Origin of the sequence: Sphingobium sp. AntQ-1 (genome assembly GCF_028538045.1) — a bacterium.
Lineage (GTDB): Bacteria > Pseudomonadota > Alphaproteobacteria > Sphingomonadales > Sphingomonadaceae > Sphingobium > Sphingobium cupriresistens.
This window is the reverse complement of sequence record NZ_CP117158.1, coordinates 3,132,047-3,155,089: the sequence shown is the minus strand read 5'-3', so window position 1 is coordinate 3,155,089 and position 23,043 is coordinate 3,132,047. Positions and strand designations below refer to the sequence as shown.

The following is a 23,043-nucleotide window of genomic DNA, read 5'->3' as shown; positions in this document are numbered from 1 at the left end:
CCTTGCATAATTGATGACCGGACATCGGACCGAACGTGGCGCGTCGGGGCTTCGCAATCACCTGAGCAATCGATGCCGGCCAGACAATCTTCTCTTGGCGCCGCGCAAAGAAAAAGGGGCTGGTCCTGCGACCAGCCCCCCATTCTATTTCCATTCCGAGGAATGGAAATCGGCTTACATGCCCGCGCCGGGACCGTAGCTGATTTCCACGCGACGGTTCTGGACTTCGCGAACGCCGTCTGCGGTGTCGACGCGCGGCTTCGATTCACCGAAGGCCTGGGTGGTGATGACACCATCAGGGATACCCTTCGAGGCCAGATAGGCCTTGGTCGAGTCAGCGCGGCGCTGCGAGAGGCCGACGTTGTAGGAAGCGGCGCCCGAACGGTCAGCGTGACCGGCCAGCATGACCTGTGCGCTGCCGCAGCTGCTGTAGGCCGAGACCGCGTTGTCCAGGATGGTCGCGGCATCAGGCGTGATGTCCGACTTGTCCCATTCGAAGAACACGATGTACGGGCCAGGGTTGCATTCGGCAACCGGCGGCGGCGGCGGGGGCGGCGGGGGCGGGGGCGGCGGGGGCGGCGGGGGCGGCGGCGGAGGAGCCGTTTCGCCACCGAAGTTGTAGGTCAGGCCGAGCAGCAGGCTGTGCGTGCGCAGCTTGGTGTCGCCGGTCGAACCCGCTTCGCCGTAGATGCTCTGATAAGCCGGGATGACCTTGATGTCGTCCTGGTTGAAGAAGCGATACTTCAGCGAGACATCGACATTGTTGGTGACGGGGTAACGAACGCCCGCAATCGCCTGCCAGGCGAAACCGGTGTCGCTGTCGTTCACGATGTCCGAAGCCAGCTTGCCGCGCGATACGCCGACACCGCCGCCGACGAAGCCCTGCAGGCCGTCATCGGGACCGAAGTCCAGCAAACCGTTCAGCATGAACGACAAAGCCGAAGCTGCGCCGCCGAAGCCGCCGCCGGTCTTGTCGAAATCGATCTTGGCGCGCTTGTAGGCCGCTTCGGCCTCCAGGCGGAAGCCGCCGAAGTCGTAGCCGATGTTGGCGTCGAAATCATAGCCCTTATGGTAGTCGATCGAAGGAACGACCGAACCGCCGGGAGGAATGGACGAGAAGGTGAGGTCCTGGTCTTCGACGAGCAGGACGCCGGCGTCGACGCCGACATACCAGCTATTGTCACGCGCCATGGCCGGGGTGGCTAGGACGGTGGTCGCAAGCGCAGCCGCGAGGGCAAGCTTCCGCATTTGAATTCCCCTTTCAAGAGTGTCACGAAGGACTGCTGAAACCCTGTATTCGCAAGAAGGTTTCATGGCAAGTCCACAATTAGTGAAACCGTTGCAAAAATAACGCACTAGCCCGGCTTTCACAGCTTTACCAAGCTAATGTGGAGGAATCCTAGACTATTGACGCGGGCCTGCAACAAGAAATGCGCAGGCCCGTAATATTAGGTCGCGATCAGGCCGTGGGTGCGCAAGGCGGCCAGAATGTCCATCAGCGTAGAGCGCGCCTCAGCGTCAATCACGCCGCCCCCGCTCGGCGCCGCGATAGCCGCCATCCGCGGTCCCACCACTCGTTCTTCGTCCAGATAGACGCCATCGCCACGCACCGCATCGCTCCGCCATAGTGTCCCGTCGAAGAAAAGGGCATGATCGCGGTCGGCCGCCGCGACCCGAAGCCCGGCGCGCGGCGCGACGAAACGCCAACCGCCCTCCGTCCATAGCGCGACCGTATCCGCCTGCCCCGCCCAGTCGCCCGACGCGCCGGCCGCGACGATCCAGCACTGGCCGACCATCGGCGCACCCGGCGGGGCGCTCAGGTCGGCGCTCTCCACTCGTCCGTGCAACAATGCATCGACCACCACCAGCGCTTCATTATGCTGGATTTCCTTCTGCGCCTGCCCTGCGAATAGCAGCGGCAACGCCCAACGCGGCGTTTCGTCCATGCTCGTCTCCTCCTCGATCATCCGTGAAAAGCGTCAGGCGATAAAGCCGATCATCGCCGCCCGCCCCTGCGCCAGCGTCCCCAACTGGCGCACCTCCGCCATCAGCGACTGCCCCGCCGTCCCGTCCGCCGCGATCATCGCCGCAGAATAGGTCCAGCCCGGCGCCCCGCTCTCCGCGCTGCGCACCACGCTCGCCCCGTCCATCACCGCGACGCGATAGCGCTCCGTCTCCTCGCCCAGCGGCGTGTCGCCGCCATTGCTCCATCGCCACCCGGCGCGACTGCGCCGGACCCAGCCGAACGCCTGCCCGCCATCCAGCCCCCGCACCCTCAGGTGCACCGGCGATGGCGGCATCAGCGCCTCGCCGCTGATCGCGATCGCCGCCTCCACCGGCTCGACATCGCCCAGCCCGACCGCCGCCAGCCGCAGCGTCGCCCCGACCTCGCCCACCATGCCCAGCGCCGCCAGCGGCTGAACCAATCGCTCCTCCTCGATCAGCAGGAACGGCTCGCCGGCCTCATGCCCGGCCATCGCCCATTCGGTGCCGCGCAGCCCCCGGCGCAGTCCACCCAGCCGATAGCTGGCCGGTCCGGTTCGCACCGCCGTCTCGAACTGCACCAGCTCGCGCCCGATCAGGCACAGGTTCCGCCCCTGCGCCAACCCCGCTTCATCCGCATCGCTCAAGTCCATGTCCGCCGCCAGCAACGTCACCAGCAGGTCGTGCCGCCGATCAACCAGCGTCGCGCTCCCATCGGGCAGCGCGGCGTCCGCCGTCCCCATCACCGCCCGCAACGCGCTGCGCCCGATCGGCACCGCCTCCCCGCTCTCGCCCATCACGAACAGCGCCGCGCTGCGCCACCCTTCCCCGCCGCTCGCCGCTACGACCAGCAAAGGCGCGCTCGCCGCCCCGTCCTGTATCTGCGGCAGGTCGGCCAGCATCAGCGTCGTCGCGCCGTGGGGCGCATCCGCCTGCCGCACGATCGCACCCGAAGACGCCCCGGTCGGCAGCATCCCGCCCCCTCCTGGCACCCGGCGCAGCGCCAGCCGCACCGCCATCGCCTCCCATTCCCGTTCCTCGATCCGCCACAGCCCCGGCGCGTCCGCGACCGTCACCACCGCGCCGGGGTTCAGCGCCAGCGCCCGCCAGTCGCAGCGCAGCGTCATCGTCGCTCGCCCGGTCCAGCCCGCGCCCAGCCGCTGCGCCGCCACCGCCCGCGCCGCATCCGCCGCCATCACCGCAGGCAGCTCGATCCCCATCTCCTGCCGCCCCGGCCCCGGCCGCGTCACCCGCTGCACCCCGGTCTGATAATCGCGCGCGGCATCATAATGACGCAGGCTCAGCGCCACCGGCACGCCATCGGCTGCTGCGCCCGATCGCTCGACCGCATCGATCGCCTGCCCGTTTACCCGCCGCGCCAGCCCGTCCGCCCCGATCGCCCCGTCCGCAGCGCCTATGGCCGTCAATCGCAAACCATCGGCGCCGGACCGCAGCGCCAGCCCATGCGCCTCGACCAAAGGCGCGATCGCGGCCCGGACGTCCGCCCCGCTTGCCGCAAAGCCATCGACCGCAGTCAGCCCGTCGCCCTCCAGCCGCCCCGCGCTCAACGCCGCCGCCACTGCGCCGATCGGCACCGGCGCAGCATCGGCCTCCACCTCGAACGTCAGCGACGGGATGCGATTGCCATAATCGGCCAGCGCCAGATCCTCGAACACGACATAGGCGATCCCCCGATGCGCCGGGGTCAGGCCCACACCCTCTGCCGCCGCGATCAGCGGATCGACCGGCTGGTCCTCGTCGCCCGCATGGACGCGAAAGGCGGAAATCTCCGTCTTGAAATCCCCCGCCGCCCCGCGCAGCAGGTTCCCGTCCGCCCAGATGCGCCGGATCTGCCCGATCGCCCGCGCCGACAGCGCCACCGCGAAACTCGCCGAATAGGCATAGCTGGTCACGCTCGGCCGCCCCTTACCGCCGCCGCTCTTGCTCTTCGTCTCCTTCAGGTCGGTCGCCCAGATCACCGTCCCCGCCACCCGCATCGTCCCGAACAGCCTGGGAAGCTGCGTGCCATAGCTCGACGTCTGCAATTGCAGGTCGGACAGCCGCGCGCCCTCGCGCCCCTTGGGCTTGAACAATATCTGATTGTCGATGACATTGCCGATCACCGCGCCGATCGCAGCGCCGATCGGCCCGCCCAGAACGGTCCCCACCGCCGTCAGCACCACCGTCGCCATAATATTATCCTCCGTTCGTTTCGAGCGCAGTCGAGAAACAACGAGCGCGCGACTTCATGCCGCACGCCACCAACTCAAGACCGGCCATGGCGACGCGCCCGGCATCTCCACCACCCGCCCGATCCCCGCATGGGCGTGAATAAACCCCGCCCCCGTCCCGATCATCAGATGCAGTTGCAACGGCCCCGGCCGCACCAGCGCCAGGTCGCCCGGCTGCCCTTGCGCCACCGGCCGCAATCCCGCCGCCGCCAGCCAGCGCTCCGCCCGCTCGATATCCCCGCTCCGCAAGCCATAGGCGCCATGCGCCTCCCGTCCCATCGCCAGCGCCGCCAGCCCCACGCAATCCAGCCCCGCGCGGCTGCGCCCATGCAATCGAAACGGCACCCCCACCAAAGCGCGCGCCCGCGCCACCACCGCGCTCATGCGCCGGGATAGCGGGTGAGCAGGTCCATGCCCGGCAGATAAGGCTCCCCACGAAAATTGCGCGCATTGCCGAACCGCGCCGCACAGGTCGCCAATTGCCGGTCGCACCCCTGCGTCAACAACGCCAACGTCCCCGCCGCCACCGCAAAGGCCGGCGGATCGGCCAGCGCCACCCCATCCGCGCCATTGTCGACCACCGCCTGCGTCAGCCCCGCATTGGCCCCGCTCAGCCAGCGCAAAGTGCCGAAGGCATAATCCCCCGCCACCAGCCCCCCTCCACTCTGATCGACCATCGCCACATCGCCATCCTCCGCCGCGCTCACCGTCACGATCTTGCGCCGCGCGGCCATGTCGACCCGGCACGCCCCGTCACCCAGCCTTGCCCGGCAATCGGGCGATGTCGATGGCGCCACCGGCCCGCTCAGCACCGCCGCCGCGCCCAGCAATTCCGCCGTAAACGCCCCGCCCTTGCGCGCCACCGCGCCGATCTCGCCGCGCGCCAGCAACAGCCACAGCGCGCCCGGTTCTTCCCACTGAGTCAGCCGCAATTCCAGCGCGGCCCCGTCCCACCGCCCTGCCATCAGGTCCGCCTCGCGGATCGCATCGCTCGACAGTGCGCCCGCCACGTCGCTATCCTCGCCGTCCAGCCCGATGCCTGCGCGCACCGCCGACGGCGTCATCCCCGGCGCGGCGCGATGGGTCAGCCCGCCTATGACCAGATCCCGATCATGGCTGGTCAGCCCGATCGTCATCCCGTCCCGCCGCTCGATCCGCCAGCAAAAGGCCAGCGTATTGAGCGGCGCACCCAGCCGTTCCGCATCGGTCATTCCCGTATCTCCACCAACGGCACCGACGGCGCTTCGCCCGCGGCAAAGGTCGCCCGGTTGATGTCCAGCCGGTCCTCGGCGAAGCGCACCGGCACATCGAACCGATAACCGGCGCTCAGCACCACGCCCGCATCCGGCGCCTCGTCGAACGCGATCACGCCCAGCCCGGCATGGCTCCACCCGTCGGTCATCTCGACCCCGTCGGCCGCCACGCGGATGCTCCCCGCCACAGGCCGGGTGATGATCCGTCCCTGCGCCTCCTCGCCCACGCCATAATAGCGCATCAACTGGAACGTCGCGCGCACCCCGTCACCAATCCCCAGCCGCTGGTCGATCGGCGAAGGCGCCACGCCCGGCGCGCCGCTGCGGTCGTCATAGGGGTCGGTGAAGCGGAACCCGCGCGCCGCGCCCCTGCGCGCGCGAAAGAAAGCGATCAGCGTCGCAATGTCCGCTTCGGACCGCACCCCCGGCCCGGCGTCGAAGGACAGCCGCGCATCCGCCCAGTCGCTGCTGCGCCGCTCATGGCCCGACGGGCTTTCGACAATCTGCGTGGAAAAGGCCGGCGAGAGGCTCGCCTCCCGCCCGATAGCGATCGGAAAGATAATATCATCAAAGGCTTGCATATCATCCTCCCCATCGATGCTGAAGCAGGTAAAGCCGTCGCGACACACCTGCGGCAGCGCCCAGACGAATGTCTGCGCCGTCCCCCGCGCCACCGACGCCTGCGCCGCTGCGGCTATCTCCCGCCATTGCCCCGCCTGCTGCGGCAACAACACGAAGCCCGACAAATAATGCTGCTCTTCGATCGGATAGCCCAGCCGCGCCGTCGCCATCTCCACGCCCCGCGCGGTCAGTCCCGGCCGCCCCTCGGTCACCCAGTCATAATCTTCCAGTTGCAGCACATCGAAAGCGGGCGTCGCCCACCCCAGCGGCATGTTCGCTCGCTTCGCCTCCGGCGCGCGCGCGTCCAATATGGTCGGCAGATAGGCCAGCAAATGCGTCACCGCCCCCGGCGCGATCGTCTTGACTGCCGTGCACAAGGCCGCCGTCGACGCCGCCAGCAAGGCCCCCGCCGCATCCAGCAGCGCACATTGCGCCCCGTCCAATGCGCCGCGCACATCCGGGATCGACACCGGACTGCCACCCAACGCCGCCCGCGCCGCATCGTCATACAGGCATATCCGCCCGTCGCCCGGCATCACCCACCACCAGGGTTCACCGACCTGAAACAGAATCGGCAAATCCGCTTCCAACCCAATGGAAACAAAGGCCCCGGCTACCTGCTGCACATAACCCATCGCCCCGCCATGGGCCGGCGACAGCAATGTCGATGGCGGCGACCATCCGGTAAGCGCCGGATCGCCATTCTCGGCCCGCTGCTTCCAGTCGTTCCAGCAATGCGCATCGAACAGTTCATAGGATAGCGACCAGATGACGCCGAACCCCAATGCCCTGGCCCGCGCCGCAAAATCCCGATGCCAGGCCGCGCAGGGCGCATTGAGCACCCCGCCAGCCAGACTGACGTAAAGCCCCTCGCCCAAGCGTTCGAGCCGGAAATAATGGCTCATCCCGACATAATGGTTGATCGCGCCGCGATAGCCCAGCGCCTGGATCGCGCTCACCACCCGCTCCGGCGTCTGGTTGAAACAATCGTCATAGCCGGTCGCCATGGACAGCCCATGTTCGGGCAGCATCGCGTCGCCGATCGTCAGCATGGACCCCGCCCCGTCACAGGCGATCTCGCTCAGTTCCGCCCATCCCTCCTGCGGCCCGGCAAAGGGCGTGTCGCCCTCGTCATAACCGGGCGGCACCAGCGAAATAAACATCCGATCGACATCGCCCGCCCACACCGGATTATCATCGTCCGGCAGGTCGTAACCGCCCATAATGACGGAAAAATCCAGCCTAATGACAGCATCTTCCGGCACGCCATTGGCATAGTTCCACAACCGCACATACCAGGCGCGCGGATTGCCGTCCTGATCCCGCCCCTCGATCGTCAGCGTCGGCCCATGCGTCTCGTCCAATGTCCGCACGCCGCCGCTGCGCCAGCGGAACGACAGCACACAGTCCCTAAAATCCCGATCCGTGTCATAGGCCAGCAAGGGATGGCTCCACTGGTCCGCCGCGTCCCAGATCAGCCCCGCCAGATCGCCCGACCCGTAAAACACCGTGTCCACCCGCAATGCGTCGGGCGCGCTCGTCACCACGCTCGCCATCATCGGCCGCGGGAAATTGACGGTCCAGTGCGTCGCGGCGAAGCGCTTGATCCAGCGCGTCTCCTGTCCCCGCCGCGTATCCGCCAGCCAATATTCGATCCTGCCCATCAGCCCAGCGCCCCCTTCACCGCCCGCGCCACCTGCCGCGCGCTGCGCGCCAGCAACCGCGGCTCGCTCTCCCCACCGCGCCCATTGATCGCGATGCTCACCCGCACGTCGCGCGCCCCGCCGCCGCCATGCGCGACCACCTGCCCGCTGCTCGTGGGCACGAACATCTCCGGCCCGCGCTCACCGACCATATAGGCGCGCCCAGGCGTCACCGGCCCCCCGGTCGCCCGTCCCGGCAAACCTAATGCCGACGTCAGCAGCGACGCGCCCAGGCTCCCCAACCCGCCCCCGCTGCTCCCGCCGCCCACGGCCGACCGCAAAGCGCTCGCTGCAATCTCGTCCAGCACACTGACCGCGATCCGGCGCAGATCCTCGAACCCGAACTTGCCGGTCCGCACCGCGCGCATCAGACCCTGCTCGATCCGCCGCCCGGCCCGGTCCGCCCCATCGCCCAGCGACCCTTCCAGCCCCGCCCGCATCGCCTCGACATCGCGGTTCAACCCCTGCGTGTCGGCCCGCACCCGCACCACCAGCGTCTCGATTTCCTCGTCCACAGCCCGCCTCCCAACCTAAAAAGCCCCTCCCCTTCAGGGGAGGGGTTGGGGTGGGGGCGCGCCCCACACACCTACCTTCATGCTTAATCCGGCATCGCCCCCATCAACCGCGCCAATTCCCCGCCATCCACGCCATCCCCCGGCGCCTCGTCCCCCCGCGCCGCCTTCAACACCGCCGCCAGTTCCGCCGGGGTCGCGCGCCAGAACTCGTCCGGCCGCCAGCCCAGCAGCCACCCGGCCACCCCCGCCAGCCGCCCCGCGGCCTGCGCAAAGCGCGTCACTTCCCCGCCAATATCTGCTGCAAAACGGCTTTCAGCACCGGCGTCACCTTCGCCAGCCCGACCGCCACCACCGCCTCGCCCAGCGCCTCGCGGCTCACCGCCTCGCGATCCACCAGACAATGCCAGAACAGCCCCACCAGATCGGCCAGCGACAGCTTGCCCTCCGCCGCCCGCTCGACCAGATCGAACAGCGGCCCCAATTCCGCCTCCGCCGCCACCAGCGCGGCAAAGCTCGGCCGGAGCGTCAGCACCTCCCCGCCCAGCGCCAGCGCCGCCTCGCCCCTTTCTGCATTGGGCCGCTCCCGGTTCGCCGCCCCGCTCATTCGCTCACCACCGCGCCGCTGCTTTCCAGGCTCAGCGCATAATTGCGCTCGCCATTATAGTCCCCGGCATAGTCCAGCCGCGTCACCAGAAAGCGCCCACGCATCCGCTCGCCGCTTTCGAAGCTCAGCTCATAATCCTCGATCGTGCCCGACAGCGCATGGTTGCGGATGCGCACCTCCGCCGCAGAGCCAGTGAACAGCCCCGCCGCCGACACGCTGACCGATCGCACCCCCGCGCCCGACAGCAATTCGCGCCAGCCGCCCGAATCCTTGCTGGTGATGTTCACCGCCTCGCCATTCACCGACAACTGGGTGGTCCGCATCCCGGCCACCGTCGCATATGTTGCAGGCATGTTTCCGTCGCTCACTTTGAGCAGAAACGCACTTCCCTTTTCGACGCCCATGGCGCATTCTCCAGCCAAGCGACCCCGACGCGACAAGCACCCTGCTGCCGCCCGGAAAATCGCGAAAAAATAAAAGACTCGGATGGCATTCGACCATCCGGTCGCAGCGTGGACACGCCGCCATCGACGTGAAGACGCCGCTATGGAGAGGTTTCTATGATTGTTGCCGCTTCGCTCGTGATGATGCTGGCCGCCGCCCCGTCCGCTGACGCTGTCGGCGCCGGGCGCAAGGAATTTTCCAAATGCCTCAGCGCCCAGGTTCAGCCCGCGCTGGAAAAGAAATTGCCGGTCGGCGATTTCCAGTCCGCAATGAAAAAAGCCTGCGCCGACAAGGAAGCCGCCTTCCGCGCCGCGATCGTCGCCCAGAACAAGGCCGACAAGATGGCCGACGCCGCCGCCAACAGCGACGCCGACGAACAGATCGCGGAATATGTCGACAAGATCACCAGCGAATATGAGGAAAACAGCCAGTCGGGCTAACTTCCATCGGGAGGGGCATTACCCCTCCCGCACCACCCGCAACCGATAGTCGATCACCGCCCGCCACTCCAAGGCCGCGCCCGCGCCATCCCGCGCCACCCGCGACCGCACCAGCCGCGCGGTGACGATCCGCCATCCATCGCGCGCCTGCGCCTGGCCGATCGCCGGATCGATCCGCGCGATCATCCCCGCCAGCCGCGCCGGCGTCTCGTCCGCGCTCCGCAGACCGATGGTCAGCCGCACCTCGCGCCCCTCGACATCCTTGCCGCCCCAGTCCGCGCCGATACATTCGCCCACATGGCCATAGGGCGCGCTCGCCCGCCCCGGCTCGCTATCATATAGGTCGTTCAGCCCGTCCATCAGCGCCCCGTCCGCCCGCAATGCGGCGATCACCGCCGCCCGCGCCGCCACTTCCGCACTCATAGCCCATTCCTCCCGGCGTCCCGCACCGCCAGATCGCGCCACCAGCGCGCCGCCAGCCCCGGCGCGGACGCCCGCACCGCCGCGCCCTCGACAACCGCCGCCACCCCGGCCGCCTCCAGCGCCGCGACGATCCGCGCTCGCCGCCGCGCCGCCCGCGCCTCGACCAGCGCCACCAGCCGCGCCCTCATGCCAGCCGCATCCGCCGGAACGGCCGCCACAGCGCGCTCACCACCGCCGGCGGCGCGCTTTCGCCGCCCCGCGCCACGAAATGCTCCGCCGCCAGTCGCACGATCCCCTGACGCAGCGCTTCGGGCAGGCCGTTCAACTCCGCCGCCAGCCCCGCCTGGTATCGCACCGCCAGCCGCCGCCCGTCGCCCGCGCGGGTCGATCGCACCCACCCATCGCCCGCCGCATCGATATCGATCGCATAGGCGTCGATCGGCAGCATCTCCGCCACCCCGTCGGCATCCACCGCCTCGACCGTCTCGATCGCCGCCACCGGCCGCGCCGACAGCCTTTGCCAGCCGCCGTCGCCCGCCACCGTCTCGCGCGCCGCCCGCGCGATCAGCCACTGGCCGATAAATTGCTCGCACAGCGCCGCCGCGCTACGCAGCAACCCGGCCAGCACCGCATCCTGCGCCCCCGTCTCGATCCGCAAATAGGCCTTCAACTCCGCCAGCGATGCCGCCAGCGCCCCGCTCTCCGGTTGCTCCACCATCTTCAGCGCTCCTCCACCCGCATCGTCACCGACCGCTCGTCCACCTGCCCGTCGGACAGGGTGACGCGGTTGGTCAGCCGATAGATGCGCCCCGCCACGCCCCCATTCAGCCGCACGCTGCTGCGCTGCGCCTCAAAGGCGTTCGCTTCCACCACCAGCCCGCCCGTCTCGACCGGGCTAACCGTCCACAGGCTGGCGACCAGGCTCTGCCCGGCCAGATAGGCGGACCAGTCGATCGCATGATCGACCCGCGCCTGCGGGTCTTTGACAAAAAGGCTCATCGGACCTTGCTCCCCTCATGTTGATCGGGCCGCATCGCCCCCTCGCGCGCGGCCACCCGCGCGCCCTGCCCCGGCCGGACGCCCCAGTCCCACGGCCCCGGCGTCGCCACCCGCACCGCGCCCAGCGCGCCCGCGCCGATCGCCTCACCCGCCAGCATCGCCGCCTCCTGTTTCCAGCGCATCCAGACGCGCCGCCAGCGCCGCGATCGCGCGCCGCTGCCACAGCGCCTCCAGCGCGAAACATTCGTCATAGCGCAGGCCCCACCGCTCTCCCGCATCCCGCGCCGCCCGCACGATCGCGCCGTCCTCGCTCCGCAATTCCGGCTCCGCGTCCCATCTATCGTGGCACAACAGCCCCCAGCGGATCGCCGCGCCTTCGCCCAATCGCGCATCGATCACATCGCGCACCTGCTGCGCCGCCAGCCCCAGATGCCAGCGCGCCGCGTCGCCCTTCTCGGCCACCGCCTCGACGAAGCGATAGCGGCGCCAGCCGACCGCGCCCCAGGCGTCGATCAGGGCATCGTCGACCGTTCCGACATCGCATTTGGTCCGCGCGTCGGACGTGTTGATCGTCCCGCTCGCCGCATATACCTGGCTCCAGCGCGTCGTAGCGCCGCCCAGCGCATAAATATTGTCGGTCAACGGCGCGACATGGCCGGCGAAATCGACCATGCCATATTGCAACCGCATCAGGCTGGCCGGCCCCCCGCTCGTCCCGTCGCGGGTCGCGTGCCAGGAAAACATGACCTGCTTGTTCGACGCGCCCGGCGACGCCGATATCAGCGTCGCGCGCATTCGCGTCACTTCCTCGAACGCGCCGCCGATATAGGCGAAGGAAGCGACGTCGCCGATCACCGCGCCGCTCTCCAGATTGGCCGGCGACGCCTGCGATCCCAGCGCCCGATAGAGCCGCATCGACGCGGAACTGGCGCCATGGGCATAGGCCCGCATCGACGCGCCGATCCCATCGCCGCGCACCGCCATGATGGCGGTCCCTTCATTGCGATAGGCGGTGATCGTCTCGCTCGCGATCGGGGTGAAGGCTGCGCCGCTGGCATTGACCGTCAGCGTACCGGCCGATATCTGCGCCTCGCCGCTGCCCCCCAGCGCCCCGACATAGGATCGCACCGCCGCGCCGTCGGCCTGCGTCAACAATCCCCGTCCGAACCCGCTCGTCGCCAGCGCCGCGATCGCGCTCAATTCGTCGCTTGCCGCCTGCTTGCCCGCCAGCGCCGTATCCAGCCCCGCAATCTCATCCAACCCATGGCCATGATCGTTGACCTGTGCGACCCAACCCGCGTGCAGCGCCAGCCCGACATGCTTCTCGCCTACAACGAAATCCACCGCGCCGCCGCCCGCCGAAGAGGCTTGCGGCGCCCGCACCAGGCGGCCTTCGTCATCGATTCCGCCCGTCCCCGCCTCCCATTGGCCGGGATCGGCTACGCCCTGAATGACATAGGGAAAGGTCGCGCCAGGACCAGTCGCCGCGGCAAAGCCGCGATAGCCCGGCAACGGCCCGCCCAGCGCCAGCGGCCCCGCGCCCCCCGCATGGCACGTCTCGCGCACCAGGTCCGCCATCTCCAGTTCCGTGATCGCCACGCCCGCCCCCTCACAAAAAAGGGGGAGCGCAAGGACGCTCCCCCAGAACCTTCTCCCCCAGCGGAGAAAGATACGAAGCCTTAGCCCGCAGGGCTCAGGCGCAGTTGGAAGAGGGGGAAGGACACACAGCCTCCCCCCATCCCATCACGAAGCGGCGAACTTCATCAACTTGATCGCCTCGCTATTGGCCACCGCGCCGCCGATCCGCTTGACGGCGTAGAAATGCACGAACGGCTTGTTGCTGAACGGATCGCGCAGGATGCTCGTCTCGCTGCGTTCGGCGATGACATAGCCGGCCTGGAAATTGCCGAAAGCGATCGACAGGCTGTTGGCGGCGATATCGGGCATGTCCTCCGCCTCGACCACCGGATAGCCCAGCAAGGTTGCGGGCTGTCCGCCGCTCAGCCCCGGCTGCCAGATGAACGCGCCGTCGCTCGTCTTCATCTTGCGCACCGCCGCCAGCGTGGCGCTGTTCATCACGAAGCTCGCCCCCTGGCGATAGGGCGCGCGCAGGCTCTGGACCAGGTCGATCAGCTTGTCCTGCGGGTTCGACGCGGCAAAGGCGCCCGCCGCGCCCGACGCCAGATATTGCAGCGAGCCAAAGGCGCGCACGCCGTCGACCTCATTGGTCGTAGTATAGGTCAGGAAACCCTTGGGCTTGTTCGTCCCATTGCCGTTGACGAAGGCCGCGCCCTCCGCTGCCGCAAATTCGCGCGCGATCTCGCTCGCCAGCCAGGCTTCGACATCGAATTGCGCATCGTCCAGCATCGCCTGGCTGGCCGCCGGATTGGCGAACAGCTCGCCGCTGGGCGGCGCGATCTCGTTAAAGACAGGCGTCCCCGTCTCGGCCCGCGCGCCCGTCTCGCTCGCCCAGCCCGACACGATGCCGCCTGACGTCACCAGCTTGCGATACCCCGCCGTTCCGGTGCGCACCACATTGGCGATGCCGCGGATCGGCGAAATGGCCTTGAGCGTCGATCCGATCAACTGGTCGATCTCCCGCGGCACCGCATAGCCGCCCGCGCCACCGCTCGCCCCGGAAAAGCTCTTCAGCTCCACGCCCGCTTCATGCCCCTGCCGCAGATAGCGATCGACAAACGCCGCCCGCGCCGGATCGACCGCGCCCCCTTTCACGCCATCGAGCGCCGGTCGCTGCGCGGCCAGCAAAGCCCCTTTCAGCGCCGCAATCTCCCCCTCCAGTCCATCGATCCGCTCCCCCTGCACCACCGCATCGAACCGCGCTTCCAGTGCGTCCGTCACCTGATCCGTCATGTACATTCTCCCGCTTGCAGAAACGAAAAAAGGCGGCCCCGGATAGGACCGCCCTTGAATAAGTCGTGCTTTTTTTACTGGACCGCTCGCGGCCCTCTCATAAACCGCCAGAATACCGACACGGGGTCGGTGCTAGGTCGATTATGCGGCGATTGGCGCTTTACGCCGCTTTTCCTTACTTTCCGCCAACGTCACAACCACAATGGCCAAGCCATCGCCTTGTAGCTTGGCGTGGACTTCACCGCCCTGCGCTTCATATAGGCGGCGAATACCGCCCACAGCCTTGGGGGAAACTTTGGTGAAAAACTTCTTGTTCATATCTCTAATCCTTCAATTTCTCTGAAGGCTCGCTCGCGGTCTTTAGCATGATCGGGGTCGGTTACGAAATCCTCTATATCTAACGCTTCGCCATAATTTTGGTTGACCCAATCTGAAATTTTTTCCCATCCATCGTCGGCTGCGATGAACGAGAATATGGCTTCAATCCGTTGAACGTCATCTGAATCATAGTGATCGGTGGACTCCGCGACATCCTCAGGATCGAGAACAATAACCTGCGAGTTAGGCGTCAATTCGAACAGAGGCGTTTTGACATGATCCGTTTTTAATCGCTCGATGAGGATGTTCAACATCCTTCTTATGGAAATACGGAATCGTAAAACCAAGAATAATGTCACACAAGGCCACACCAAGTGCCCAACAATATCTGCCCAAGATTTGGTCGGCGCAGGTATCGTCCACAGCGTTTTCGCGACCCATTGGACGATATATGGTGCGTGAAGTTCGCTCATAATACGCATTTAGGCAGGTGGGCAGCCATTTGCCAATAGCTTGAGAGCATTAGTGTAGGGATGTCGACGCTCATCTGCGCGCTTTCCCCTACCCCTACCCCTCCACCGCCACCACCCGCGCCAGATCCTGCATCGGATGCGTCACCAAACTCACCTCCACCAGTTCCAGCCCCAGCAGTTCGCGCGGCCTCGCGCCACGCGCCTCGCGCACGCGATATCCGAACGACAGCCCGTCCAGCGCCCCGGCCTTCAGCGCCGCCGCCGCCTCGCGCCCCGCTGCGGTCCGCTGCGACACGCGCCCGATCACCCGCAGCCCGCGCCCATCTTCCCGCGCCGTCTCGACCACACCGATCACGCTGGCCGGCCCATGCTGCCACAACAGCGGCACGCCCGCCGCATCGATCGCCCCGAAAGCGCCCGCCCGCACCACATCCCCGCCCCGGTCCACCCGATCGAAAATCGCCGCATAGCCGGCAAAGCGTATGTCGCCCGCGCTCATGCCTTGACCAGCCCCAGCAACCCCACCTTCACCGCAATCCCCAGCACCACCAGCGCCATCATGATCCGCACCGCCCAGCCGATCACCGCCCCGCGCGCCGCCTTCTTCGCGTCGCGCCAGGCGGACAGCAATTCGCGCAGTTCGCGCATGTCGCCCTCCGCCCGCCGGTCGGCCAGCCCCAGCCGCTCCAGGGCGCGCCCCGCGCCCAATTCGCTCGCCTCCTCGATCAGCGCGCGGATCATCACCATGTCCGCCCCGCCCGGCGCGGTTTCCGCCTGCGCCACCAACCGCGCCAGCATGTCCTGTTTCATATATCCCGCCTTCCCATGGGGACCGCCCATGCCTATTGGGGCGCGCATGAAACGCACGCCTCGCAAAATCCTGATTCTGCTCGTCCTGCTCGCGCTCGGCACCGTCGCCTGGCATTTCGGCCTCTTCCGCGCCGGCGACTGCCTGATCCAGGACGGCCGCTGGAACGGCGACGCCGGCTTCTGCCGCCTCGACAGCCTCGCCCGCCCGGCAGAATAGATTTTTCGCGCAGAGGCGCAGAGGCCGCAGAGCAAAGAGAAAGCCGCCAAGGGCGACCAGTCTCTCTTCCTTCCTCGCGCCCTCCGCGCCTCTGCGCGACGCTCAAATCCCCAGCATCGCCTTCTTCTCGTCCGCAGAGAGGAAATCCGCCCCCGCCACCCGCTCCCAAAGCGCCGCCCGCTCGTCGGACAAAGCCGGCACCGCGTCCAGATCCGCCTCTATCCCCAGCCCCGGCCACCAATCGCCCAGCCCTTGGGCCAGCGCCCCGCCAATCTTCGCCACCAGCGGCAGGATCGCCTGCCGCCACAACGCCTTGTTCGCCTCGCGATAATTGGCGTAGCTATTGTCGCCGGGCAGCCCCATCAGCATCGGCGGCACCCCGAAAGCCAAAGCGATTTCCCGCGCCGCCGCCGCTTTCAGCCCCACAAAATCCATCTCCGCCGGGGTCAGGCTCATCGCCTTCCAGCTGAGGCCTCCCTCCAGCAGCATCGGGCGTCCCGCATTGGCCGCCCCGGCAAAGGCCAGCTCCATCTCGCGCTTCACCCGCTCGAACTGGTCGGGCGACAGCACCGATCCGTCGCCCGGATCATAGACCATCGCCCCGCTCGGCCGCGCCGCATTGTCCAGCAGCGCCTTGTTCCACACGCTCGCCGCATTATGGATCGCCACCGCCCCCGCCGCCGCGCCCACGCATCCCAGCCCATAATGATCGTCCAGCGGATGCAGCGCCTTGATATGCAGCATATTGGTCCGCCCCGCGCCATCTTCGGGCGTCAGCCGGGTCACGCTCTCCCCGACCCGATACAGATATGCCGCCGGCCATCCGCGCGCATCAGCCTCCACGCTCACCCGTTCGGGCCGCAGCGCGAACAGCTCGGCCGGCTTGCCCTCCGCGCCGGCGATCACCTGCACATAGGCATTGCCGTGCAGCAACAAATGACAGGCCAGCGTTTCGACCAGCCCCTGCCCAGCCGACGCGCGCCCGACCAGCGCCAGCACGCGCGCGCCATCCTCGACGCCGCGCACCTTCAACGCGCACGCGCCCGCCCCTTCCGACACCAGCCGCATCGCCCGCTGCGCGATCGGATTGCCCATCACCCCGGCCCGCAGCTGCGCCTCGTAACTCGCCGGCCACTCGCCCAGCGCCACCGCCCCCGATCCCCAGGCGCGCGCCAGCACAGGCCGCGCATCCACCGGCCCCACCGCGCCAGACGCAGCTTTCGTCCCGAACCATTTCATGGATATGTCCCCAAACGCAAAAACCCCCTCCCCAACAGGGGAGAGGGTTAGTGAAGGTCAGCGGCCTCAGCCGCCTACCGAAACTGGGAAAGGGGGCTTAACCCGCCCTTTAACGCCCGATCTTCTATGGATTCCGCGCCAGCACCCGGTCGCAAACGCTGTTTGTGCCCTCGCTCTTGCCAATCACGCGCCCCGCCAGCGCACCCGCGCCCGCACCCAGCAGCGTCTCGCCCAGACTGCCGCCCGCCAGCAAGCCAACGCCTGCGCCACCGGCCGCGCCGATCACCGTACCCTTGTCGCGCCCCTGCTTGCCTTTCAACAAACAATAGCGCACATCATCCCGATCGCGCGGCGCGGCCCGCGCCACCCGCGCCCGGTCCTTGCTGTTCAAACTCGCCGCCAGCACCGGAGACGCCGCCACCGACACGCCCAGGACGGCCGCCAATATCTTGGCCATCTTCATCGCACTTACTCCATTGCAATCATGATCGATGGAAAAACGTAGGCGGCCCTGCGCCGGTTCCCCTCAAATCCCCCGCACCCGCGCCTCGCCCCGCTTCCCCAGCATCAACTCGCTCAGCGCCCACACCAGCGCATCGGCGCGATCGGGCGACCGCCCCGGCCCGACATAGCCGCCCCCTGCGATCAGCCCGCACATCTCGTCCTCCAGCGCGGGGAAAGCGCCGCGATGCATCACCCGCCCGGCTTCATAGAGCGCCGCCACCGGCTCGGCGCGCGCCACCTTGCCCCGACTCGCATGGACCAGCTTCACCGGCATCGCCGCCTCCGCCGCGCGCAGCACGCTTTCCACCATCGCCCCGCCATTATTCGCCTCGGCCACCACCTTGTCTGCGTCATGGACCAAGGCCGCCGCCGCCACCGCCCGCGCCCAGCCTTCGGGCGACTTGCCCGCAACGCTGGCGTCGGCGATCACATAGGCGCGCCCGTCCCCGCCGACCCCCGCCACCACGATGCCGCAGGCGTCCCCGCCCGCCGACGCCGGCGGATCGACCGCCACCACCACCCGGCTGAGCGCGCCCGGCACATGCGCCACCCGGCGCCGCTCGATCAGGTCGCGCGACCACAAAGCGCCCTCCACCTCCTCGATCAGTTCGCCGTCCAGTTCCTGCCGCCCCAGCCGCGTGCCGCCATAGCTGGCCGTCATGGCGTCAACAAAGCCGTCGGCCAGATGCGCCGCATTCTCCGCCGTCCGCCCCCGCGTCACCACAAGGTCATCGCCATCGCGCGCCACCAGCGCCCGCACCAGCGGCACCGGCCGCGGCGTCGTCGTCGCCAGCACCCGCGGCCTTGTCCCCAGCCGCAATCCCATCATCAGATTATCCCAGGCCGCCTCGCCGCCCGCCCATTTGGCGATCTCGTCGGCCCAGCCATGGCTGAACTGCGGCCCGCGCAACCCTTCCGGCTCGGCCGCGCCAAACAGGCTCGCCACCGCGCCATTGGGCCAGGTCAGCTTGCGCAGCGCGGGCGCATAGGCAGGCCGGTTCCACCAGGGCGCGATCGCCAGCAGGCCCGACGCCCCTTCCACCATCACGCTGCGCGCCTCGCCCAGCGTCGCGCCGACCAGCGCGATCCGCGCCTGCGGATCAGCCTCGGCGATCCCGCGCACCCATTCCGCCCCGGCCCGCGTCTTGCCGAACCCCCGCCCCGCCATCATCAGCCAGATGCGCCAGTCACCCGGCGGCGGCAGTTGCGCCGGCCGCGCCAGATACAGCCATTCCCGCTCCAGCCGCTCGGCCGACGCCGCGTCCAGCCGCTTCAATATCGCCGCCCTGGCCCGCCGATCGTCACCGGCCAGAAAAACCTGATCCGAAACCTGCATCGCGCTCCCCTGCCAACCGCCAGTCCACAAACATGCAATCCGCAGACACAAAAAAGGCCGCCCGAAAGCGGCCTTCCAAAGATATTTTCGCGAACCCGATTATTTCCGCGGCGCCATCCCGCCAAAGGTCACCAGGCTCTCCGCCCCGTCCTTGGCCACTGCCGCCACGCCGATGAAATGATCGTCCACGACGATATCCTTCAGCACCGTCTCGGTCGCGCCCGTCACGACACGGCTGTCGGTCCAGTCCTGCGCATCGGCCCGCCGCCAATAGAGCCTATAGCCCGCCGCCTCCGGCACCGCGTCCCAAAACACCCGCGTATCCATCGACAGCGCCCCGTCCAGCGACACGCTCGCCGGCGCCGCCGGCGCATCGGCCAGTTGCCGCAGCGCCGCGACGTTCAAAGCCGTCACCTTCGCCAGATAGGGAAAATCCATCCCCGCGACGGTGTCGCCATAGTCGCGGCCATTCTCGGTCCGCAGATCCTGATGCTGCCGGTCATAATTTTCGATCCCCACCGAAAATCGCACCGCGGGAAAGCCCAGGTCCAGGAAAGGCGAATGATCCCCGCCCCGCCCAAAGCGATCGAAGCGCCGCACCGCGAACACATCCAGCCCGATCTGCGGATTGGCCTCCGCGATCCCGTCGATCTTTTTCGCCAACGCCCGCGACGGCCCGTCATCCTCGCCGCCGATCGCCCGCCGCGTCGCGCTAGCCTTGGCGTCGTCGCCCGCGCGGATACCCTCGGAAAAGACCCGCACCCGGTCGGCCACTTGCCTGCCGTTCTGGCCGATCGTATTGCCGACAATATCGTTGTTCAGCATAGCCCGCACCTGCCAGCCGCGCGCCTTGGCCGTCGCCGCCAGCAACTTGCCGCCCCACAGCCCCTGCTCCTCGCCCGACAGCAACGCATAGACGATCGTCCCGTCGAACTTTTCGCCCGCCAGCACCCGCGCCGCCTCGATCACCAGCGCCGTGCCGGAGGCATTGTCGTTCGCGCCCGGCGCATCGCTGGTCACGTTCATCACGTCGGTCACGCGGCTGTCGATATGCCCGGCGACGATCACGACCTGGGTCGGATCCCCCGTTCCTTTCTGGATCGCCAGCACGTCGACCACCTCGACCCCATCGGGCGCCCGCGGCCCGGTAAAGCGATCCGCGATCGTCTCCACCGTCAAACAGCCGCCACAACCCTTGGCGATCTTCGCAAATTCCGCTGCGCCCCACCGCCGCGCCGCGCCGATCCCGCGTTTGGGGTCGGTCGCCGACGACAGCGTGTGCCGCGTGCCAAAGCTGACCAGTGTTTCCACCGTCGCCTTCATCCGCGCCGGATCGGGCGTCCGGCTCCCCGAAACAGTCTGGCCAACAGTCTGGGCCATGATCGGCATCGGAAGCAGCACGGCGGCGGCGGTCAAAAATAGCATCTTTGTCATGCGCTCTGGTCTACCGCCTGTTGCACATCTGTAAAGCGCTCAGCGAAATTCTCGCACCCGCACAATAGACATCACTATAGATCAAATATTTATCCCCTTGACGATAGACCCCGCCCGACTGCACCAGTGCATCCTCAGTTCGGGGGCGAACTGAGTCTTTATACGTGGGGGTTTTACACATGAAGTTCGTTGCCAGCGCCCTTGTGGGCGTGATCGCCTGCGCCTGCGCGCCATCCGTCCTGGCCCAGGTCACGACGGCGCCCGCCGCGCCGGTCGCCACCATCGTCGCCGCGCCCGGCGGCAACGTCCTGCGCGCCGGTATGCAAATCCCGCTCAAAATGTCCGAAGCGCTCACGACAGAGGGCAAGAAGCTGCGCATCGGCCAGCGTGTTCAGCTCGAAGTCGCTGAAACCGTATCGCTGAACGGCCAGACCGTGATCCCGGCCGGCAGCCCGGTCACCGGCGAAATCACCGACGTCCGCAACAAGGGCATGTGGGGCAAGTCCGGCCGCATCAACGGCCGCATCCTCTATGTCCGCGCCAATGGCAACAGATCCGCCTGACCGGCAGCTTCGATGACAAGGGCACGACCGGCACCGCCGGCGTCGTCGCCGCCATCGCCTTCGTGCCGATCGCCGGCTTCATCACCACCGGCACCAGCGCCCGCATCCCGCTCGGCGCGCCGGTCACCGCCTTCCTCGATGAAGATGTCAGCGTCGCCTTCGCCGCCGTCGCGCCCGTCGCCGCGCCCGCTGCTGTTCCGGTCGCAACGCCCGCTGTCGCCCCGGCCGCGACAACCCCGGCAGCGACCAAGACCTCGCTGGTCGATCCGTCGCTCGAAATCAAGACGAACTGAACCAAAAAAACCTCTCCCCGTCGGGGGAGAGGGCTGCGAAGACTTGGCTGTCTGCTGCCTGGTCGAAGCCGGGTGAGGCGGAAGCGTCCCATCGGATCGCTCCACCCCTCACCCGAAAATTCCAACTCAATGCGTCCGGCTCGTCACCTTCGCCGTGCCGTCGCTCAATATCTGGATCAGATGCGCGCTGCCATTGTCGCATTGCGCCTTCCATCCGCGCACGCCGGGGCTGATCTCGGCGCGCTGCGATCCGGTCACGCTGGGGCAGGCCGCCCCGCTCGCCCGGATCGCCTTTTCGAACACGCCGTTGCGCAGCCCGTCGTCCAGCTTCGCTACCGCCGCCGTCGCGCCGGTTTCCGGTTCTTGGCGGTTGTCGGCGACCACCCGGTCGCCGCTGCCATCACCGCAAGCGGCCAGCGCACAGCACAGACCAACCATTATCAACCGCCGCATCGCCATTCCCTTCATCCGTCCGATCATCCGCCATCCTCTGCGCCCGCGCGTCGGGCAAAGCAATCCATGCGAAAAGGCTCCCCCTGCACGCAGGAAGAGCCTTTTCATCATTGCATCTTTATCAGTCCGGCGCTTTGGGGAAGATCATTCTTCCCCATTATCCTTCACGCCCACGGTCGGAACCTCGATCGTTTCCTTCTTGGTGCCGACCACGACAGCCTTGGAATCGACATCCACCTTGGGCATGTCGCCGCCCTTCACGCTGACTTCGGGCATGTCGCCGCCGCTCACATCGGCTTTCCAGAATCCGGTGGCGAACAGCACGCCGACCACGGCCAGTGCCACGATCAGGATGATCGCGATCGTGCGACCGCCGCCGCTTTTCTTCACGACAACGCGGTCGTCATAGGGATCGTTACGAACGTCAACCATGTTGCTCTCCTGCACATATTCTGCGCCATCGAACGGGCCTGGAAACGCTTTGTTCCGGTTGAGAAACACTCGCAACAGGCCGACCAGCCCAACTTCGCCCTCTGGCCCAGGGCTTAGATGCCGGTTGAACGGTGGGGGCCTGGCGGTGGTGCACGGCTGGACCAGGCCCCCTCCTCCATAACGGACCTATCCGCGTCCCGGTGATGAGACATTGGTTGAACACCGCCCATCACATCTCCACCGCCACGCGCCTGCGTCCGATCGCACCCAGCACATCCTCTACCCGCGCGATCGCGTCGGGGCTGTCGGGCCGCCCGGCCGCGCCCTGTCCCGCCTCGGCCCGCCGCCTGTCCACCCGGTCGCGGTGCAGCGTCAGCAGCCGCAACGCCACGGTCAGGTTGCGCGTCCGCTTCACCTTGCGCCCCTTCACCACGCCCTCGCCATCCAGCGTCAATTCCTCGACCTCGCTGCCAAACAGCACTTCGCGCATCAGCAGCGCCTCGATCTCGGCATAGCCCACGTCCAAAGCCTCCTCCCATGCGCGGGCGAACCCTGCGTCGCTCTGCCGCCGGCGATAGGCGCTCGCCCGGCACATGCCCGCTTCCCGCGCCGCCTCGCTGGCATTGCATGTCTCGGCCAGCGTCTCTAGGAACCGCCGCTCCTTCACCTTGGTCCAGCCATCCTTGCGCGCCTTGCCCTTCTGCGCCCGCGCCGTCCCGCCCACGCGCTGCCGTCGCGCCACCAGTCCGCCCCGCGCGCCCGTCTCCGCTCCCATGCCCGTTCCCCCGTCGCCATGCCCGCCAAGCAAAAGGGGCCGATCCTTTCGGACCAGCCCCTTCATTCTCGCCGCCTTGGCGACTCACATTTTTCCACTGTGTCAATCT

At 67.7% G+C, this 23,043-nt stretch carries 32 protein-coding genes; 4 read left to right on the top strand and 28 right to left on the bottom strand.

Features of this window, described 5'->3' with window-relative positions; translation table 11 throughout:
* Positions 1–174: 174 nt before the first annotated feature.
* The 10 genes from sphantq_RS15935 to sphantq_RS15890 form a co-directional block, all read right to left on the bottom strand.
* A complete protein-coding gene (locus sphantq_RS15935) occupies positions 175–1,248 on the bottom strand; it encodes an OmpA family protein (RefSeq protein WP_272798967.1) in 1,074 nt (357 codons plus the stop codon).
* A gap of 200 nt (positions 1,249–1,448) precedes the next feature.
* Positions 1,449–1,946, bottom strand: a complete 498-nt coding sequence (locus sphantq_RS15930) for a DUF2793 domain-containing protein (RefSeq protein WP_066605089.1) — start codon at positions 1,944–1,946, stop codon at positions 1,449–1,451.
* Between the two features lie 33 nt (positions 1,947–1,979).
* Positions 1,980–4,175, bottom strand: coding sequence for a phage tail protein (locus sphantq_RS15925; protein WP_272798966.1), 2,196 nt, complete (start codon positions 4,173–4,175; stop codon positions 1,980–1,982).
* Between the two features lie 54 nt (positions 4,176–4,229).
* Positions 4,230–4,586, bottom strand: a complete 357-nt coding sequence (locus tag sphantq_RS15920) for a peptidoglycan endopeptidase (RefSeq protein ID WP_129927243.1) — start codon at positions 4,584–4,586, stop codon at positions 4,230–4,232.
* Positions 4,587–4,594: 8 nt separating this feature from the next.
* Positions 4,595–5,425, bottom strand: a complete 831-nt coding sequence (locus sphantq_RS15915; RefSeq protein ID WP_272798965.1) for a DUF2163 domain-containing protein — start codon at positions 5,423–5,425, stop codon at positions 4,595–4,597.
* Entirely contained in the window at positions 5,422–7,752 is a 2,331-nt protein-coding gene (locus sphantq_RS15910; RefSeq protein WP_272798964.1) for a DUF2460 domain-containing protein, read from the bottom strand. Before sphantq_RS15910 ends, sphantq_RS15915 begins: the two co-directional genes overlap by 4 nt.
* Complete coding sequence (locus sphantq_RS15905) at positions 7,752–8,306, bottom strand: tail tape measure protein (RefSeq protein ID WP_129927222.1); 555 nt, start codon at positions 8,304–8,306, stop codon at positions 7,752–7,754. The genes sphantq_RS15910 and sphantq_RS15905 overlap by 1 nt, the downstream gene beginning before the upstream one ends.
* Before the next feature lie 83 nt (positions 8,307–8,389).
* Positions 8,390–8,587 carry a phage tail assembly chaperone gene (locus sphantq_RS15900; RefSeq protein WP_272798963.1) on the bottom strand — a complete coding sequence of 66 codons (198 nt, stop codon included), beginning with the start codon at positions 8,585–8,587 and terminating at the stop codon, positions 8,390–8,392.
* Positions 8,584–8,910, bottom strand: coding sequence for a GTA-gp10 family protein (locus tag sphantq_RS15895; protein WP_272798962.1), 327 nt, complete (start codon positions 8,908–8,910; stop codon positions 8,584–8,586). The genes sphantq_RS15900 and sphantq_RS15895 overlap by 4 nt, the downstream gene beginning before the upstream one ends.
* Complete coding sequence (locus sphantq_RS15890; protein ID WP_066601203.1) at positions 8,907–9,314, bottom strand: phage major tail protein, TP901-1 family; 408 nt, start codon at positions 9,312–9,314, stop codon at positions 8,907–8,909. The genes sphantq_RS15895 and sphantq_RS15890 overlap by 4 nt, the downstream gene beginning before the upstream one ends.
* A 156-nt stretch (positions 9,315–9,470) precedes the next feature.
* On the opposite strand from sphantq_RS15890, the gene sphantq_RS15885 reads away from it, so the two are divergent.
* Positions 9,471–9,794 (top strand): hypothetical protein, encoded by a 324-nt coding sequence (locus sphantq_RS15885; RefSeq protein WP_272798961.1) that lies wholly within the window; start codon positions 9,471–9,473, stop codon positions 9,792–9,794.
* An 18-nt stretch (positions 9,795–9,812) separates the two neighbouring features.
* On the opposite strand, the gene gp17 is transcribed toward sphantq_RS15885, so the two are convergent.
* The 11 genes from gp17 to sphantq_RS15830 form a co-directional block, all read right to left on the bottom strand.
* Positions 9,813–10,217 (bottom strand): tail completion protein gp17, encoded by a 405-nt coding sequence (gene gp17, locus sphantq_RS15880; protein WP_066601200.1) that lies wholly within the window; start codon positions 10,215–10,217, stop codon positions 9,813–9,815.
* Positions 10,214–10,405: a hypothetical protein gene (locus sphantq_RS15875; RefSeq protein WP_066601199.1), complete on the bottom strand. Its 192-nt coding sequence runs from the start codon at positions 10,403–10,405 to the stop codon at positions 10,214–10,216. The genes gp17 and sphantq_RS15875 overlap by 4 nt, the downstream gene beginning before the upstream one ends.
* On the bottom strand, positions 10,402–10,935 hold the full coding sequence (locus sphantq_RS15870) for a head-tail connector protein (RefSeq protein ID WP_066601198.1): 534 nt from the start codon (positions 10,933–10,935) through the stop codon (positions 10,402–10,404). Before sphantq_RS15870 ends, sphantq_RS15875 begins: the two co-directional genes overlap by 4 nt.
* Before the next feature lie 2 nt (positions 10,936–10,937).
* On the bottom strand, positions 10,938–11,216 hold the full coding sequence (locus tag sphantq_RS15865) for a phage fiber-tail adaptor protein (protein ID WP_066601196.1): 279 nt from the start codon (positions 11,214–11,216) through the stop codon (positions 10,938–10,940).
* Complete coding sequence (locus sphantq_RS15860; protein WP_165363645.1) at positions 11,213–11,374, bottom strand: hypothetical protein; 162 nt, start codon at positions 11,372–11,374, stop codon at positions 11,213–11,215. Before sphantq_RS15860 ends, sphantq_RS15865 begins: the two co-directional genes overlap by 4 nt.
* Positions 11,361–12,815: a tail fiber domain-containing protein gene (locus sphantq_RS15855; RefSeq protein ID WP_066601192.1), complete on the bottom strand. Its 1,455-nt coding sequence runs from the start codon at positions 12,813–12,815 to the stop codon at positions 11,361–11,363. The genes sphantq_RS15860 and sphantq_RS15855 overlap by 14 nt, the downstream gene beginning before the upstream one ends.
* 144 nt (positions 12,816–12,959) lie before the next feature.
* On the bottom strand, positions 12,960–14,087 hold the full coding sequence (locus sphantq_RS15850; RefSeq protein WP_129927219.1) for a phage major capsid protein: 1,128 nt from the start codon (positions 14,085–14,087) through the stop codon (positions 12,960–12,962).
* A gap of 141 nt (positions 14,088–14,228) precedes the next feature.
* On the bottom strand, positions 14,229–14,405 hold the full coding sequence (locus sphantq_RS15845; protein ID WP_272798960.1) for a hypothetical protein: 177 nt from the start codon (positions 14,403–14,405) through the stop codon (positions 14,229–14,231).
* Positions 14,402–14,878: a hypothetical protein gene (locus sphantq_RS15840; RefSeq protein ID WP_148648325.1), complete on the bottom strand. Its 477-nt coding sequence runs from the start codon at positions 14,876–14,878 to the stop codon at positions 14,402–14,404. The genes sphantq_RS15845 and sphantq_RS15840 overlap by 4 nt, the downstream gene beginning before the upstream one ends.
* 94 nt (positions 14,879–14,972) lie before the next feature.
* On the bottom strand, positions 14,973–15,377 hold the full coding sequence (locus tag sphantq_RS15835) for an HK97 family phage prohead protease (RefSeq protein WP_066601188.1): 405 nt from the start codon (positions 15,375–15,377) through the stop codon (positions 14,973–14,975).
* Entirely contained in the window at positions 15,374–15,688 is a 315-nt protein-coding gene (locus sphantq_RS15830; RefSeq protein WP_066605083.1) for a DUF6127 family protein, read from the bottom strand. Before sphantq_RS15830 ends, sphantq_RS15835 begins: the two co-directional genes overlap by 4 nt.
* Positions 15,689–15,734: 46 nt before the next feature.
* Between sphantq_RS15830 and sphantq_RS15825 the strand changes: the two genes are divergently transcribed.
* Complete coding sequence (locus sphantq_RS15825) at positions 15,735–15,905, top strand: hypothetical protein (RefSeq protein WP_272798959.1); 171 nt, start codon at positions 15,735–15,737, stop codon at positions 15,903–15,905.
* Positions 15,906–16,007: 102 nt separating this feature from the next.
* Here sphantq_RS15825 and sphantq_RS15820 read toward each other — a convergent pair whose 3' ends face one another.
* The 4 genes from sphantq_RS15820 to sphantq_RS15805 form a co-directional block, all read right to left on the bottom strand.
* Positions 16,008–17,144, bottom strand: coding sequence for a phage portal protein (locus sphantq_RS15820; RefSeq protein ID WP_066601185.1), 1,137 nt, complete (start codon positions 17,142–17,144; stop codon positions 16,008–16,010).
* Positions 17,145–17,268: 124 nt separating this feature from the next.
* Positions 17,269–17,607, bottom strand: a complete 339-nt coding sequence (locus tag sphantq_RS15815; protein WP_066601183.1) for a hypothetical protein — start codon at positions 17,605–17,607, stop codon at positions 17,269–17,271.
* Positions 17,608–17,670: 63 nt separating this feature from the next.
* Complete coding sequence (locus tag sphantq_RS15810; RefSeq protein ID WP_272798958.1) at positions 17,671–18,984, bottom strand: DNA-packaging protein; 1,314 nt, start codon at positions 18,982–18,984, stop codon at positions 17,671–17,673.
* Positions 18,985–19,083: 99 nt separating this feature from the next.
* Complete coding sequence (locus sphantq_RS15805) at positions 19,084–20,409, bottom strand: M28 family peptidase (protein WP_443021493.1); 1,326 nt, start codon at positions 20,407–20,409, stop codon at positions 19,084–19,086.
* Positions 20,410–20,597: 188 nt separating this feature from the next.
* Between sphantq_RS15805 and sphantq_RS24330 the strand changes: the two genes are divergently transcribed.
* A complete protein-coding gene (locus sphantq_RS24330; protein WP_336314433.1) occupies positions 20,598–20,981 on the top strand; it encodes a hypothetical protein in 384 nt (127 codons plus the stop codon).
* Positions 20,912–21,274 carry a hypothetical protein gene (locus tag sphantq_RS24325; protein WP_336314432.1) on the top strand — a complete coding sequence of 121 codons (363 nt, stop codon included), beginning with the start codon at positions 20,912–20,914 and terminating at the stop codon, positions 21,272–21,274. Before sphantq_RS24330 ends, sphantq_RS24325 begins: the two co-directional genes overlap by 70 nt.
* Positions 21,275–21,400: 126 nt before the next feature.
* Here sphantq_RS24325 and sphantq_RS15795 read toward each other — a convergent pair whose 3' ends face one another.
* The 3 genes from sphantq_RS15795 to sphantq_RS15785 form a co-directional block, all read right to left on the bottom strand.
* Complete coding sequence (locus sphantq_RS15795; RefSeq protein WP_408021504.1) at positions 21,401–21,712, bottom strand: hypothetical protein; 312 nt, start codon at positions 21,710–21,712, stop codon at positions 21,401–21,403.
* A 159-nt stretch (positions 21,713–21,871) separates the two neighbouring features.
* The gene (locus tag sphantq_RS15790) at positions 21,872–22,159 is read right to left on the bottom strand and encodes a hypothetical protein (RefSeq protein ID WP_066605074.1); all 288 of its coding nucleotides are present in this window, start codon (positions 22,157–22,159) and stop codon (positions 21,872–21,874) included.
* A 229-nt stretch (positions 22,160–22,388) separates the two neighbouring features.
* On the bottom strand, positions 22,389–23,000 hold the full coding sequence (locus tag sphantq_RS15785) for a hypothetical protein (RefSeq protein WP_272798956.1): 612 nt from the start codon (positions 22,998–23,000) through the stop codon (positions 22,389–22,391).
* Positions 23,001–23,043: the final 43 nt, after the last annotated feature.